We start from the raw sequence: 15,025 nt of genomic DNA, 5'->3' as shown, positions 1-15,025 counted from the left end.
GGGCCTCCTCCTCGTCGCCGAACGGCAGCTCTGTACAGAGCACCTGGACCCGCCGTCGGGTTCGCAGCGGGAACAAATCTTCTCGTCTGCCGCAGAAATCTCACAGGCCCCTCAGGCTAACCATGTTTGTCCCGATCGCCGACTCCCGCAGGAACTCGGCCGGTTACGCCCTGAATATTCGCCGGACGGGGGAGTCACCCGGGGGAACAGAGTCCGCGCCGTCGGTGGAGGGGCCGCGCCTCCCTGAGGCGGGCGACGCGCGCGCCCGGCCCGCGGGGTACACTCCCCGACATGGCCGGAGTCTTCCTGCTTCTTACCGGGCCGTGCTGATGCGCTGACGCGCGACAGCACGGCGGCCCCTCCTGCGCGAGGGGCTTTTTTGTGCCCTCCGCCGGTCGGGCCCGCTCCGGCGACGGGCGGCACGGGTCCCCGCCGCCGCGCGGCGGGCGGCGCACTCCCCAGACGACATGACCGCGCCGAGCGAGGTCAGCACCCAGCCCGGCCGAGGCGTGGCCGGCGGCGACGAGCGAAGCGAGGAGACACCATGAGTGAGGCAGCACCGGCGGGCGACATCCCCCCGTACCGGTACACCGCGGCCCTGGCCGACGAGATCGAGCGGCGCTGGCAGGACACCTGGGAGCGGGAGGGCACCTTCCACGCCCCGAACCCGACCGGCCCGCTGGCCGACCCCGACCACCCGAGGGCCGGCGCGGAGAAGCTGTACGTGCTGGACATGTTCCCGTACCCGTCGGGGGCGGGCCTGCACGTCGGGCACCCGCTGGGGTACATCGGCACCGACTGCTTCGCCCGCTACCAGCGGATGGCCGGGCGCAACGTGCTGCACGCGATGGGCTTCGACGCGTTCGGGCTGCCCGCCGAGCAGTACGCCGTGCAGACCGGCACCCACCCGCGCACCACCACCGTGGCGAACATCGCCCGGTACAAGGAGCAGTTGCGTCGGCTGGGAATGGCCCACGACGACCGCCGCTCGGTGGCCACCATCGACACCGACTTCTACCGCTGGACCCAGTGGATCTTCCTGCAGGTCTTCAACTCCTGGTACGACCAGGACGCGAAGAAGGCCCGCCCGGTCACCGAGTTGATCGCCGAGTTCGCCGGCGGCACCCGGCCCACCCCGGACGGCCGCCCCTGGGCGGAGCTGACCGTCGCCGAGCGGCGGAGGATCGTCGACGACCGCCGGTTGGCGTACGTCTCGGAGGCGCCGGTGAACTGGTGCCCGGGGCTGGGCACCGTGCTGGCCAATGAGGAGGTCACCGCCGACGGCCGCTCGGACCGGGGCAACTTCCCGGTGTTCAAGCGGAACCTGAAGCAGTGGAAGATGCGGATCACCGCGTACGGCGACCGGCTGCTGGACGACCTGGACACGCTGGACTGGCCTGAGCCGATCAAGCTGATGCAGCGCAACTGGATCGGCCGGTCGCAAGGGGCGCACATCGATTTCCCGACCGCCGTCGAGCCGGTGCGGGTGTTCACCACCCGACCGGACACGATCTTCGGGGCCACCTACATGGTGCTGGCCCCCGAGCACGAGCTGGTCGACGCGCTGGTGCCGGCGGCCTGGCCGGAGGGCACGAAGGAAGCCTGGACCGGCGGGCACACCGGCCCCCGGGCGGCCGTCGAGGCGTACCGGAAGGCGGCAGCGGCCAAGACGGACGTGGAGCGGCAGTCCGACACGAAGGAGAAGACCGGCGTCTTCGTCGGCGCGTACGCCACGAACCCGGTCACCGGCGGGCAGGTCCCGATCTTCATCGCCGACTACGTGCTGGCCGGCTACGGCACCGGCGCGATCATGGCGGTGCCCGCGCAGGACGAGCGGGACTGGGCGTTCGCCGAGGTCTTCGACCTGCCGATCGTGCGCACCGTGCAGCCGGCCGACGGCTTCGACGGCAAGGCGTACACCGGGGACGGCCCCGCGATCAACAGCGCCGTGCCCGAGCGCGGCCTGGACCTGAACGGCCTGGGGGTCGCCGACGCCAAGGCGGCGATCATCGCCTGGCTGGAGGCTGAGGGGCACGGCACCGGCGCGGTCACCTACCGGCTGCGCGACTGGCTGTTCTCCCGGCAGCGCTACTGGGGCGAGCCGTTCCCCATCGTGTACGACGAGACCGGGGCGGTCATCGCGCTGCCGGAGGAGATGCTGCCGGTCGAGCTGCCCGAGGTGGACGACTTCTCCCCGAAGACGTTCGCCCCGGACGACGCCGCCAGCAACCCGGAGACCCCGCTGTCGCGCCGGCGCGACTGGGTCGAGGTGGAGCTGGACCTGGGCGACGGGCCGAAGCGGTACACCCGGGAGACCAACGTGATGCCGCAGTGGGCCGGCTCCTGCTGGTACGAGTTGCGCTACCTGGACCCGACCAACTCCGGCCGGTTCGTCGACGCCGAGAACGAGCGCTACTGGATGGGCCCGCGCGCCGAGGGCGACTGCGGGGGCACCGACCTGTACGTCGGCGGTGCCGAGCACGCCGTGCTGCACCTGCTGTACGCCCGCTTCTGGCACAAGGTGCTGTACGACCTGGGCCACGTCTCGTCGTTCGAGCCGTACCGCAAGCTGTTCAACCAGGGCATGATCCAGGCGTACGCGTACGTCGATCCCCGGGGCTCCTACGTGCAGGCCGAGGAGGTCGTCGAGCGCGACGGCGCCTGGTTCCTGGGCGACGAGGAGGTGCGCCGCGAGTACGGCAAGATGGGCAAGTCGCTGAAGAACGTCGTCACCCCCGACGACATGTGCGCCGCGTACGGCGCGGACACCTTCCGGGTGTACGAGATGTCGATGGGCCCGCTGGAGGTGTCCCGCCCGTGGGAGACCCGGGCGGTCGTCGGGTCGTACCGGTTCCTGCAGCGGGTCTGGCGGGCCGTCGTTGACGAGCAGACCGGCGAGCTGCGGATCACCGACGCCCCGGCCGACGAGGCCACCCGGCGGCTGCTGCACAAGGTGGTCGACGGGGTCCGCGGCGACATGGAGGGGATCCGGTTCAACACCGCGATCGCCAAGCTGATCGAGCTGACCAACGCGCTGACCCGGCTGCCGGCCACCCCCCGCGAGGTGGCCGAGCCGCTGGTGCTGATGCTGGCGCCGTTCGCCCCGCACGTCGCCGAGGAACTGTGGCGCAGGCTGGGCCACGACGCCTCGCTGGCGTACGCGGACTTCCCGGTCGCCGACCCGGCGCTGCTGGTCGCCGAGACGGTGACGTACCCGGTGCAGATCAACGGCAAGGTCCGCGGCCGCGTCGAGGTCTCCGCCGACGCGTCCGAGGAGACGGTCCGCGTGGCGGCCCTGGAGGCGGTCGCGTCCGCCCTGGCCGGCAAGGAACCCCGCAAGGTCATCGTCATCAAGGGCCGCATGGTCTCCGTCGTCGCCTGACCCCCGCCGCCCCCGCCCTGTCCCGCCCCGCCGTCGCGGGAGCGGGAGCGAGGGCTGGGGCGACAGATTCACGGAAAGAGTGGCCATTCCACGCGTGGATGCCACTCTTTCCGTGATTTTGGGCGGACCGGGCGGACCGGGCGGACCGGGCGGACCGGGCCGGGCGGGCGGACCGGGCCGGGCGGGCGGGGCAAGGGCAGGTGGGGTGGGGGGTTACGGGTCGCGGCGCTGGATGAGAGTGATCGCCGCCAGCGTCGCGGCCAGGGACCAGGCGGCGAGGGTCAGCCAGGAGCCGGTGACGGTGGCCGGGTACGGGTCCGGGTTGATGATGTCGGGGTGCACCTCGATCAGTCGCAGCCAGGCGGCGAGGGGCAGGGCGTTGTACAGCTCGGCGATCCACCGGTGCTCGTCGCTGTCGACCAGCAGCGGCGCCAGCACGAGCACCGTCGTGGCTGCGAACACGGCTGCGGCGGCGTGCCGGGTGAGCGCGCCCAGACCCATCCCGACCAGCGCGCACACGGGCACCAGCACGGCGCTCGCCACGACGGCGCGCAGCACCCCCGGCTCGCCGATCGACCAGCCGGCGTTCCGGTCGGCGAGGATCGCCTGGGACACCCAGAACGAGGTCGACGCGGTGACCGTGCCGAAGGCGAGCATGACCCCGGCCAGCACGGCGGCCTTCGCCGCGACCACCGCCCGCCGGGCGGGCACGGCGGCGAACGTGGTCCGGATCAGCCCGCTCTGGTACTCGCCGACGACGGTCAGGGCGCCGAGGGTGGCCGAGGCGAGGATCAGCAGCAGGTAGCCGGCCTCGGGGAAGGCGTCGCGCACCGGCCCGTACAGGTCGAACATCTCCCGCCGCCCCTCGGTGTACGACGGCCAGTTCCGGTGGTCGGCGAGGCTGGCATTGACGCTGACCCCGACCACGAACAGGAAGACCAGCGGCAGCGTCCAGCGGTTCGACCGCAGCGACCAGTGTTTGATCCACTCGGCGGCCAGCAGGTCGCGGAAGCGGGCCGGGCCGTCGGTCACCGTCGGTCGGCGGGTCAGCTCGGTCACGGCGGTCATCGGGTCCCCTCCCCGGCGAGGTACTCGACGCTGTCGGCGGTGAGTTCCATGAAGGCTTCCTCCAGCGAGGCGGTGCGGGTGGTCAACTCGTGCAGCCCGATGCCGTGGGCGAGCGCGAGGTCGCCGATCCGGGCGGCCGGCAGGCCGGTCACGACGAGCGCCCCGGCGTCGGCCGGGAGGACGTCCGCACCCTCGGCTTCCAGCACGGTGGCCAGCGTCGTCGGGTCGGGCGTCCGGACGGCCACGCTGGCCCGGGTGCTCCGGGCGGCGAACTCGGCGAGGCTCTGTTCGGCGATGAGCCGGCCCCGGCCGATCACCACGAGCCGGTCGGCGCAGTGCTCCATCTCGCTCATCAGGTGGCTGGAGACGAAGACCGTGCGCCCCTGCGCCGCCAGCCGCCGGAACAGGTCCCGCACCCAGCGGACCCCCTCCGGGTCGAGGCCGTTGAAGGGCTCGTCGAAGAGCAGCACCGGCGGGTCGCCGAGCAACGCGGCGGCGATGCCGAGCCGCTGCCGCATGCCGAGTGAGAAGCCGCCGATCCGTCGCCGCGCGGCGCCGGCCAGCCCCACGTCCCGCAGCACCTCGTCGACCCGGGTGCGCGCGATGCCGTTGCTGCGGGCCAGGGCGGACAGGTGGGCCCCGGCGCTGCGCCCGCCGTGCACGTCACCGGCGTCGAGCAGCGCGCCGGCGTGGCGCAGCCCGCGCGGCCGGTCGGCGAACCGGACCCCGTCCACCGTGACGGTGCCGCTGGTCGGCGCGGTGAGCCCGAGGATCATTCGCAGCGTGGTGGACTTGCCGGCCCCGTTGGGCCCGAGGAAGCCGGTGACGTGGCCGGGACGCACGGTCAGGGTGAGGTCGTCGACGGCCGTCGTGCGGCCGTACCGTCTCGTCAGGGCTCGAAGTTCGATCACCTGCCCCACGCTGCCGGGCGGCGGCCGGCGAGGCGTCGCCCCGGCGGCCACAACGGGCGGCGGGGCCTCAGCCCCGGGGCGTACGCCCGTGGGCCGATGCCCGGGCGGCGGCCGGCTGGTTACCGTGGGCGACATGGACCCGACCGTGCCGTTGTCGCGCCGCGCCTCGTGGCCGGCGCGGGCGGCCCTGCCCTGGGCCGGCGTCGCGCTGTTGCCGGTCGCCCTGCTCCTCGCCCTGCCGATGGCGTCGAGCCGGGGCGGAGTGGGGTTCGGCGACTGGTGGATTGCGGAGCGCTACCTGGTGCCGCTGCTGGCCGTGGGGTTGCCCGCCGGCCTGCTGCGGCGCCGGCCGGTGCTCGCCCTGGCGCTGATGATCGTCGCGGCGTGCATGGTCACCGTCGTCGTCAACGTCCCGGAACCCGGCTACCTGACCGACATTTGGTACCTGCAGTTCATTGCGATCGACCTGGTGGTGGGGCTGATCGCGGCGAACCGGTCCCGCCGCGTCTCGGCGCCGGTGGCCGTCGGGGCGCTCGCCGTGCAGATCGCCGCTGCCTTCGTGAACCCGGCCAGCGACCCCCTCAGCCGGGCCACGCTCTCCGTGCTGGCGGTCGTCACGGCGTGGACGGTCGGCAACTCGGTGCGGGCCCGGCGCGGCTACGCGGAGGCCGTCCGGGCGCACACCGCAGCCGAGGCGGTCACCGCCGAGCGGCTGCGCATCGCCCGCGAGCTGCACGACATGGTCGCCCACAGCATCGGGGTGATCGCCATCCAGGCCGGCGTGGGGGCCCGGGTCATCGACACCCAGCCGGCGCAGGCCCGCGCCGCGCTGGCCACCATCGAGGCGACCAGCCGCGACACCCTGGCCGGCCTGCGGCGTACGCTCGGCGCGCTGCGCCGCCCGCAGTCGGAGTCGGCGTCGTTGGATCCGACGCCGGGGCTGGACGACCTCGACCGGCTGGTCTCGGCCGCCGCCGACGCCGGGGTGCGGGTGGAATTGCGGCAGTGCGGCGAGCGGCGGCCCGTCCCGGCCGACCTCGACCTCGCCGCGTTCCGGATCGTCCAGGAGGCGCTCACCAACGTGGTACGACACGCGGGCACCGACCGGTGCCGGGTCACCGTCACGCACGGCCCCGACGAGGTCGCGGTGGAGGTCGTCGACGACGGCCGGGGCGGCGCGGTGGGCGGTGCGGGGCACGGGCTCGTCGGCATGCGCGAGCGGGTCGCCCTGGCCGCCGGCCGGTTCCACGCCGGGCCGCGCCCCGAGGGCGGCTTCCGGGTGGCGGCGTGGCTGCCGGTGCCACCGGTGGCCGAGGCGCCGGTCGGATGGCGGGCCGGGACGGGGGACCGGTGACCGTCCGGGTGCTGCTCGTCGACGACCAGCCACTGATCCGCGCCGGCCTGCGGGTGCTCATCGCCGACGCCCCCGACCTCGATGTCGTCGCCGAGGCGGCCACGGGGGCCGAGGCGGTGCGGCTGGCCCGCGAGGTCGTGCCGGACGTGGTGCTGATGGACCTGCGGATGCCCGGCATGGACGGCATCCAGGCCACCCGGGCGATCGTCGCGCACGGCGGCCCGACCCGCGTGCTCGTGCTGACCACCTTCGACGACGACGAGCACGTGCACGGCGCGCTGCGCGCCGGCGCGAGCGGCTTCCTGGTGAAGGACATGGCGCTGGACGACATCCTCGGCGCGGTCCGGGTGGTCGCCGCCGGGGACGCGCTGATCGCTCCCGCAGTCACCCGCCGGCTCATCGCCGAGTTCGCCCGCCGGCCCACCCCGGCCGCCCCGACCCGGTCCCTCGACGGCGTCACCGAGCGGGAGCGCGAGGTGCTTACCCTCGTCGGCCGTGGCCTGTCCAACGCCGAGATCGCCGCTCAACTGGTGATCAGCCCGGCCACCGCCAAGGCCCACGTGGCCCGCCTCTTCACCAAGCTAGGCGCCCGCGACCGAGTCCACCTGGTAATCGCCGCCTACGACGCAAACCTAACCACCCCCACCCCCTAACCCCACCCCCCACCCCACCACCCCCAACTCCGTCGATCTTGCAGTTAGGGCCCTCGTTTCGTCCCTTTAGGGCGCAGTGTCGGGGCCGTAACTGCAAGATCGACGGGTGGCGGCTCTGCGGCGCTCCGCGCGCCACCAGCGGGACAGCAGCACGGCGCTGGCGATCAGGCCCAGGGCGGCGGGGGCGGCGGCGTACCAGTTGATGTCGCCCGGCGTGGTGGCGGCCGCGCCGAGCGCCGCGTAGCCGAACGCCGTCGGCGCGGAGGCGAGGACACTACCGGCGAGGTACGGCAGCACCCGGGCGCCAGTGGTGCCGTAGCCGTAGCTGACCAGTCCGTACCCGGAGATCGGGAGCAGTCGGACCGTGGCCACCCCTAGCACGCTCTGCCGGGTGAACCAGCCGTCGAGGCGGGCGAGTCGGCCGCGTACCCGCTCGGCCACGAACTCCCGGCCCAGCACCCGGCCGACGGCGAAGCCGAGCGCGGCGGCCAGCAGCGCCGCGCCGAGCGCGTACGCCGCGCCTTCGAGGGGGCCGAAGATCGCGCCGATGGCGAGCGTGACGAAGGTGCGCGGCACCAGGGCGACCAGTAGCAGCGCCCCGCCGACGATCGCGGCGACCGGGGCGTACCCGCCGAGGCCGTCGGCGAGCCGGGGCAGCGCCGCGATCTCGGGCCGGGGGAGCACCGCCAGCAGCACCGCAAACCCGGCGAGCAGGAGCAGCAGGAGGGCGAACCGCCGCGCCGACGGCTGCTTCAGCAGCCGCCGGACGGCCTGGATCATGCCCGGGCGGCGGCCACGGCGGCGCGGCGCTCGGCGCGGAGCCGGTCGGCCCAGGTGTCGTCCAGCGGCGGGAGCTGGTGCGCGCCGGTCGCCCAGCGCAGCAGCAGGTCGGCCAGGGCGGGGTTGCGGGCCAGGGCGGGGCCGTGCGAGTACGTGCCGAGCAACTTGCCCCGCCACGCGCCTTCCGTGGCGCCGTCGTTGCCGACCCCGGTGGTCACCCGGGCCAGCGGGGACACCCCCGGGCCGAGGTGGGTCCGGCCGCCGTGGTTCTCGAAGCCGGTGAGCGCCGGCACGGCGAGCCGGGGGTCGATGTCGCCGGCCAGCTCGCCGACGGCGCGGCTCGGGCCCCGGTCGGAGGAGAGGTCGAGCAGCTCCAGCCCGGTGCACTGGACGCCCTTGGCGAAGAACGAGGTGCCGAGGAGCTGGTAGCCGGCGCAGACGCCGAACACCACCGACCCCTGGGCGGCGGCCCGGTGCAGGCCGCCGTCGGCCCGCAGCCGCTGCGCGCCGAGCGCCTGTGGGCCGTCCTCGCCGCCGCCGATGAGGTAGATGTCGGCGGTGGCGGGCAGCCGCTGGTCGGAGCGGACCTCCAGCACCTCCACCGGCATCCCGCGCTGCTGCGCCCGGCGGGCCAGGATCAGCATGTTGCCCCGGTCGCCGTAGGTGGACAGCAGGTCGGGGTAGATCCAGACGATACGCAGGCTCTCAGTTGACACGGTCCAGCTCCGCTCGGATGTCCTGGAAGGCGGTGTAGTTGGCGATGACCTCCAGGCGGCCGGGTGGCACGGCCCGGACCGCCTCGGCGAACGCCCGGACGTGCTGGAACGGCACCCCGTTGACGTCGAGGCGGACCGCCAGGTCGTACGCCCGGTCGCCGGTGATCAGCACCTGCCGGCCGCGCAGCGGGGCGAAGTCGACGTCGAACAGCCAGGAGGTGTCCATCCCGTCGGGGTCCCGGGCGTTGATGGACAGCAGCGTCGGGGCCACGTCGGCCATCTCGAACGCCTCCAGCCAGCTCGCCGGGTTCTTCGCCAGCAGCAGCCGGATGTTGCGCCCGTCCCGGTCGACCTGGGCGTAGCGGCCGGCGACCGAGGTGACGGAGCCCAGCCGGGAGACCGCGTCGACCGGGCGCACGCCGAACTCGGCGGCGACGGCCAGGGCGGTCGCCGCGTTGCCCACGTTGACCTTGCCGGGGAGCTGGAGGGTCACCTTGTGCCAGGCCCCGGTGGGGTCGAGCACGCCGTCGTCCTCCACCGTCCACTGCGGGCCGGGGCGACGCAGCGGGCAGCCGCTGCACCACCACTGCTCGCCGGAGCGCTGGATGGTGTGGCCGCATTCGGGGCAGACCCACGAGTCGTCGTGCCAGCGCTGGCCGGCGCTGAACCAGGTGACGTGTGGCGGCCGGATGCCGCGGGCCGGGTCGCCGGGCGGGGTGGCGGCCCACACCACCATCGGGTCGTCGGCGTTCGCCACCACCCGCACGTCCGGGTGGTTGATCAGCGCGGCCCGCCAGAGCTGCGCCATCATGGCGACCTCCTTGGCCCGGTCGAGCTGGTCCCGGGAGAGGTTGAGCAGCGCCACCACGTGCGGCTCGGTGGCCTCCAGGACCTGGGCCAGGTAGTGCTCGTCGACCTCCAGCACCGCGTACGGGGTGCTGCCGGCCTTGGCCAGCGCCGAGGTGTGGCCGGTGGGCATGTTGGCGCCGAAGGAGTTGGTGGCCACCCGGCCCAGGACGCCGACCGCCGCGGCGGCCAGCCGGGTGGTGGTCGTCTTGCCGTTGGTGCCGGAGACGAGCGCGATGGCACGTCCGGCAGACAGGTGGGCGAGCAGGTCCGGGTCGATCTTCAGGCCGATCCAGCCGCCGATGACCGAACCGTCACCACGACCTGCGGCTCTCGACAGCGCCGCGGCGGTCCGCGACACCGAGCTGGCCACCTTCGCCCGCAGGGGCATCTTCGCGTCCGTCACGCGAGCGAGGTTACCGGACCGCCGCCCCCGCCAGATCGCCGCCGACGGCGAACCGTTCGGCCGGGGGTGTCCGGCGGACGGTCAGCGCGCGCTCGACCGGATGGAGTCGATCTATGTCGGGTAGTGGACGCCCGGGTGGGGGCGCTCGGGCCCTCCACTCCGCTCCACCCCCTCTGACGTGCGGTTTTGCGTTCCGAAACGCCGCGCCGTGCGGGCGATTCTGGTTGCAGGTGGAGGGAAGTGGAGTAGAGTGGGGCCCAATGGTGAGGTCGGTAGGGCCCACCGGCCCGGGGGGAAGCGGCGCCGCGAACGCCGCTGAATGGGCGAGGGGGTTGGGCCGGTGTTTCTCGGCACCCACACTCCGCGCCTGGACGACAAGGGCCGGTTGATCCTTCCGGCGAAGTTCCGGGATGAGCTGGCGGGGGGTGTCGTGATCACCAAAGGGCAGGATCGCTGTCTCTACGTCTTCCCGATGCCCGAGTTCCAGCGCATCGCCGACCAGTTGCGCGCGCAACCCATGACGCACAAGGCGGCCCGGGCGTACAGCCGGGTCTTCTTCGCCAGCGCGCACGACGAGGTCCCGGACAAGCAGGGCCGGGTCACCATCCCGCCCCACCTGCGGGGGTACGCCGGGCTCGACCGGGACCTGGTGGTGATCGGGGCGAGCACGCGGGTGGAGGTCTGGGACAAGGCGGCCTGGGAGGCCTACCTCTCCGAGAGCGAGGACGACTTCGCCGACATCGAGGAGGGGGTGCTGCCGGGCGGTCTGTAGGGCGTGACGGCGCCCGACGTACTGCGAGATCTCCAGCCGCTTTCGAGTTCCTGGCACCCCTTCCCCGGTGCCAGGCGCACGATCTCATCGGAGGGCCGCGGCCTCCGGCGGGCGGGAGCGGATGGGGATCTGGCGGTACGACGGAGGCGTCGTGGCGACGGCAGGCGCGGAGAGAAACGGACGGTTCAAGCCAAGTGGGGGTCGACATGGGGGAGCTTCGCGGCACGCACGTGCCTGTGCTGCTCGAGCGGTGCCTCGAGTTGCTGGCCCCCGCGCTGGACAGGGGCGACCGCACGATCCACGTCGACGTCACGCTGGGGCTGGCCGGTCACGCCGAGGCGGTGCTGGAACGGCATCCGCGCACGGTGCTGATCGGGCTGGACCGGGACACCGAGGCCCTCGCCCACGCGCGGGTCCGGCTGGCCAGGTTCGCCGACCGGGTCCACCTGGAGCACGCCGTCTACGACGAGCTGCCCGAGGTGCTGGGCCGGCTCGGCTACCCGGCGATCGACGGCATCCTGTTCGACCTGGGCGTCTCCTCGCTCCAGCTGGACGCGCCCGACCGCGGGTTCGCCTACGCGCAGGACGCCCCGCTGGACATGCGGATGGACCAGACCCGGGGGGTGACCGCCGAGGAGGTGGTCAACAGCTATCCCCACCCGGACCTGGCCCGGGTGCTGCGGGTGTACGGCGAGGAGAAGTTCGCCGTGCGGGTCGCCTCGGCGATCCTCCGGGAGCGCGAGCGGGCCCGGATCACCTCGTCGGCGCGGCTGGCCGAACTGGTCAGGGAGAGCATCCCGGCAGCAGCCCGACGGACGGGCGGACACCCGGCCAAGAGAACGTTTCAGGCTTTACGGATCGAGGTAAACAAGGAGCTGGCAGCGCTGGAGACGGCGCTGCCAGCTGCTCTCGACACGCTCACCGTGGGTGGTCGCATGGTGGTCCTGTCCTACCACTCGCTGGAGGACAGGCTCACCAAGGCGGCCCTCGCCGACCGGGTCCGTAGCAAGGGCCCGGTCGACCTCCCGGTCGAACTTCCCGGTTCGGCTCCGACGTTCCGGCTGCTCAGCCGGGGTGCGGAGCTGCCCGGGGAGGAGGAGGTCGCCGCGAACCCGCGCGCCGCCTCGGTGCGCCTGCGGGCCGCGGAACGAATCGACCCGGAGGCGGAGCAGCAGGGGCGGGCCGACCGCGAACGGTACCGCCGGCGGGTCAGGGCGATGCACCAACCGGGGTCGGCGGGATCGGCGGATCCGAGGCCGGCGCGGGGCGAGGGGCAGGGACGGACGAAGAGGGGGAGGGAAGATGAACGTTGACAAGCGCGACGGCCGGGACACCGGCGTTGGGCAGCGCGCACCGCGGTCGGGGGGCCGGACCGCGGCGCAGCGGACCACGCGGACCGGTGTTCCGGCGGCGGGGGCCGGCCGGTTCGACCGGCAGGGGGAGGCTCGCGCCCGGGGGGCGCGCGAGTTCCCGACCAACGGCAGCGCCGCGCTGCGCCCGGCCGAGCGGACCAGTCCGGCGGCGACCCCGTCACCACGGCTGCGGGTCGCTCCGCCGCCGCCGGTGACGGTGCCGCGGGCGCCCTTCGTCGCGCTGATTCTGGTGCTGGTCGTCGGCGGGGTGCTCGGCATCCTGCTGGTCAACACCAAGATCAACGAGAATTCCTTCCGGCTGGAGCGGCTCCAGCAGCAGCAGGCCAAGCTCGACGTGGACCAGCAGCAGCTGGAGAAGGAGATCGCCGCCGCAGAGGCCCCCGGCAGCCTCACCGCCGCCGCCAAGCGGCTGGGCATGGTCGAGGCCGAGGAGCCGGCGTACATCCGACTGCCGGACGGCCGGATCATCGGCGTGCCGCAGCCGGCCAACGGCCAGCCCTCGGTCACCAGCCAGCAGGGCGCGGGAGGCTGACCGGTGCCACCGAGATCGGAGGAACCGCGCCGGGACCCCACGGGGTCCCGGCGCGGTTCGTCGCGCTCCACCCGCGGTCGGGGCGAGTCGCGCGCCGGCGAGCCCGGCGTGGGAGGCATCTCCGACGCGCGGGCGTACACCCCCCGGGGACGGACCATCCGCGAGGAGGACGGCGCGCTCGGCCGGCCGGGCACCGGGGGCGCCGAGCAGCGGCGTACCCCCCGCAGCACCAGGGCCGGCGGCGACCCGTTCCGGCCGGCGTTGCAGGTGCTCGACGGCGGCCGGGTCGGCTCGACCCGCACGGGCCGGCGGGAGAACGTGCCGGCCGGGCGCTCCGGGGTGATCCGGACCGTCCAGGCCCGGCCGGCCCGCACGCCGGCCGACGACGACGATGACGCGCCGCTCCCGCCGCGCCGCCGGGGCGGCCCGCGCGCCCCGCGCCGCCCGGAGCGGCCCGCCGCCCGGCGCTCGCCGCGCAAGCCGCGCAAGCCGCCCCGGCTGGCCGACCCCCGGCGCCGGCTGCGCCTGGGCACCCTGCTCGTTCTCACGCTGTTCGCCACCATCGGCGTCCGGCTGGTCTTCCTCCAGGCCGTCGACACCCCGGCGTACGCCGGCGGCGGGCTGGCCGCCCGGCTGACCCGGGTCGACCTGCCCGCCCCCCGGGGGGCCATCTACGACCGCACCGGGGCCCCGCTGGCGCACAGCGTCGAGGCCCGGTACGTCTTCGCCGACCCCACCCGGGTCAAGGACCGCACGGCGGCCGCGCGGGCGCTCTCGCCCCTGCTCGGCCTGCCCGCCTCCGAACTGGCCCGGCGGATGAAGCCGCGCACCCGGGACGACGGCCTCGCGTCCCAGTTCGAGTACCTGGCGCGCGGCGTCGACATCCCCACCGCAAAGAAGATCATGGCGCTGGAGCTCGACGGCATCGGCGTGCACCGCGACGAGCGGCGCGAGGTGCCCGGCGCCGACCTGGCCGCGAACCTGCTCGGCTTCACCAGCCAGGACATGGTCGGCCTGGAGGGCCTGGAGGCCCGCTACGACGACCTGCTGCGCGGCGAGAACGGCCGCCGGGTGTACGAGGCCGGGCAGGGCGACCTGGGCGCCCCCATCCCGGGCGGCTACAGCCGCACCACCCCGCCCAAGCCGGGCAGCTCCCTGGAGCTGACCATCCTCCGGGACCTCCAGTTCAAGGCGCAGCAGGTGCTGAAGGACCAGACGGAGAAGGCTCGGGGCAGCGTCGGCGTGGCCGTCGTGCTCGACGTGCCGACCGGCGAGGTGCTGGCCCAGGCCAGCCACCCCACCTACAACGCCGCGAAGCACGAGGAGAGCGACCCCACCGACCGGGAGGACGCCGCCACCAGCTTCGTGGTCGACCCCGGCTCGATCCACAAGGCGATCACCTTCGGCGCGGCGCTCCAGGAGGGCGTCGTCACGCCCGACACCGCGCTGCCGGTCGCCAACACGATCCGCAGGGGCGACGAGGTCTTCCGCGACACCCACCCGGTCAACGGGCAGACGATGAGCCTCGCCGGGATGCTGGCGTACTCGTCGAACGTCGGCACCATCGAGATCGCCGACAAGCTCGGCCCGGACCGGCTGATCGACTACCAGAAGCGCTTCGGGCTCGGCCAGCCCACCGGCGAGGGCATGCCGGGCGAGGCCAGTGGCCGGCTGCTCCCTGTCGAGCAGTGGAGCGGGTCGTCGTACGGGTCGGTGCCGATCGGGCACAGCGTCGACGCCACGCCGCTGCAGATGGCCGCCGCGTACGGGGCGATCGCCAACAACGGCACCTACGTCCAGCCGCACCTGATCAAAGAGGTGATCAACGGGAAGGACGGTAGCCGAACCCCGGGCAAGGCACCGGTCACCCGTTCGGTGCTCAGCCCGCAGAACGCGGCGGAGCTGCGCAAATTGCTCCAGGCGGTCACCACGGTCGACGGGGCCACCGGGCTCGCCGCGGCGGTGCCCGGCTACCAGGTGGCCGGCAAGACCGGCACCGGCCTGCGCTACGTCGACGGCAAGCAGCAGCCCGGCGAGGTCGGCTCGTTCATCGGGATGGCACCGGCGGACAACCCGCGGTTCGTGGTGGCGGTCTTCGTGTGGAGCCCCGAGGGCGGTGGCGGGGCGGTCGCCGCGCCGGCCTTCCGCGAGATCATGGGCTTCACCCTCAGCCGGTACCGGGTTCCCCCGTCGGCGGCCAAGCCGCCCAAGTTCGAGGTCTTTCCGCGCTGA

At 73.9% G+C, this 15,025-nt stretch carries 11 protein-coding genes and 1 pseudogene; 7 read left to right on the top strand and 5 right to left on the bottom strand.

Annotated features, from left to right (window positions below):
• Window positions 1–544: 544 nt before the first annotated feature.
• On the top strand, window positions 545–3,382 hold the full coding sequence (gene leuS, locus ACQPZO_RS21860; RefSeq protein ID WP_433343563.1) for a leucine--tRNA ligase: 2,838 nt from the start codon (window positions 545–547) through the stop codon (window positions 3,380–3,382).
• A gap of 213 nt (window positions 3,383–3,595) precedes the next feature.
• Here the strand turns inward: leuS and ACQPZO_RS21855 are convergent, their stop codons facing one another.
• On the bottom strand, window positions 3,596–4,450 hold the full coding sequence (locus ACQPZO_RS21855) for a hypothetical protein (protein WP_433343561.1): 855 nt from the start codon (window positions 4,448–4,450) through the stop codon (window positions 3,596–3,598).
• On the bottom strand, window positions 4,447–5,361 hold the full coding sequence (locus tag ACQPZO_RS21850) for an ABC transporter ATP-binding protein (RefSeq protein WP_433343559.1): 915 nt from the start codon (window positions 5,359–5,361) through the stop codon (window positions 4,447–4,449). The genes ACQPZO_RS21855 and ACQPZO_RS21850 overlap by 4 nt, the downstream gene beginning before the upstream one ends.
• A 133-nt stretch (window positions 5,362–5,494) precedes the next feature.
• On the opposite strand from ACQPZO_RS21850, the gene ACQPZO_RS21845 reads away from it, so the two are divergent.
• Window positions 5,495–6,715, top strand: coding sequence for a sensor histidine kinase (locus ACQPZO_RS21845; protein ID WP_433343558.1), 1,221 nt, complete (start codon window positions 5,495–5,497; stop codon window positions 6,713–6,715).
• A complete protein-coding gene (locus ACQPZO_RS21840; protein WP_433351142.1) occupies window positions 6,712–7,368 on the top strand; it encodes a response regulator in 657 nt (218 codons plus the stop codon). Before ACQPZO_RS21845 ends, ACQPZO_RS21840 begins: the two co-directional genes overlap by 4 nt.
• Before the next feature lie 66 nt (window positions 7,369–7,434).
• On the opposite strand, the gene ACQPZO_RS21835 is transcribed toward ACQPZO_RS21840, so the two are convergent.
• From ACQPZO_RS21835 to ACQPZO_RS21825, 3 genes are read right to left on the bottom strand one after another with little or no spacing between them, the layout of a single operon-like run.
• Complete coding sequence (locus ACQPZO_RS21835) at window positions 7,435–8,148, bottom strand: TVP38/TMEM64 family protein (protein ID WP_433343557.1); 714 nt, start codon at window positions 8,146–8,148, stop codon at window positions 7,435–7,437.
• Window positions 8,145–8,864, bottom strand: a complete 720-nt coding sequence (locus ACQPZO_RS21830; RefSeq protein ID WP_433343555.1) for a type 1 glutamine amidotransferase — start codon at window positions 8,862–8,864, stop codon at window positions 8,145–8,147. The genes ACQPZO_RS21835 and ACQPZO_RS21830 overlap by 4 nt, the downstream gene beginning before the upstream one ends.
• A complete protein-coding gene (locus ACQPZO_RS21825) occupies window positions 8,854–10,101 on the bottom strand; it encodes a MurT ligase domain-containing protein (RefSeq protein WP_350885135.1) in 1,248 nt (415 codons plus the stop codon). The genes ACQPZO_RS21830 and ACQPZO_RS21825 overlap by 11 nt, the downstream gene beginning before the upstream one ends.
• A gap of 355 nt (window positions 10,102–10,456) precedes the next feature.
• On the opposite strand from ACQPZO_RS21825, the gene mraZ reads away from it, so the two are divergent.
• The 4 genes and pseudogenes from mraZ (at window position 10,457) to ACQPZO_RS21805 (ending at window position 15,025) form a co-directional block, all read left to right on the top strand.
• Window positions 10,457–10,888, top strand: coding sequence for a division/cell wall cluster transcriptional repressor MraZ (gene mraZ, locus ACQPZO_RS21820; protein ID WP_433343554.1), 432 nt, complete (start codon window positions 10,457–10,459; stop codon window positions 10,886–10,888).
• A 206-nt stretch (window positions 10,889–11,094) separates the two neighbouring features.
• Window positions 11,095–12,194, top strand: a pseudogene (gene rsmH, locus ACQPZO_RS21815) (16S rRNA (cytosine(1402)-N(4))-methyltransferase RsmH).
• A complete protein-coding gene (locus tag ACQPZO_RS21810; RefSeq protein WP_433343553.1) occupies window positions 12,191–12,793 on the top strand; it encodes a hypothetical protein in 603 nt (200 codons plus the stop codon). The pseudogene rsmH and the gene ACQPZO_RS21810 overlap by 4 nt, the downstream one beginning before the upstream one ends.
• A gap of 3 nt (window positions 12,794–12,796) precedes the next feature.
• Window positions 12,797–15,025, top strand: a complete 2,229-nt coding sequence (locus ACQPZO_RS21805) for a peptidoglycan D,D-transpeptidase FtsI family protein (protein WP_433343551.1) — start codon at window positions 12,797–12,799, stop codon at window positions 15,023–15,025.

The sequence above is a fragment of the Micromonospora sp. CA-111912 genome (genome assembly GCF_050948415.1).
In the GTDB taxonomy this organism is placed as follows: Bacteria; Actinomycetota; Actinomycetes; order Mycobacteriales; family Micromonosporaceae; genus Micromonospora.
The sequence above is the reverse complement of the archived record's forward strand: the minus strand, read 5'-3'. Positions and strand labels throughout refer to the sequence as shown.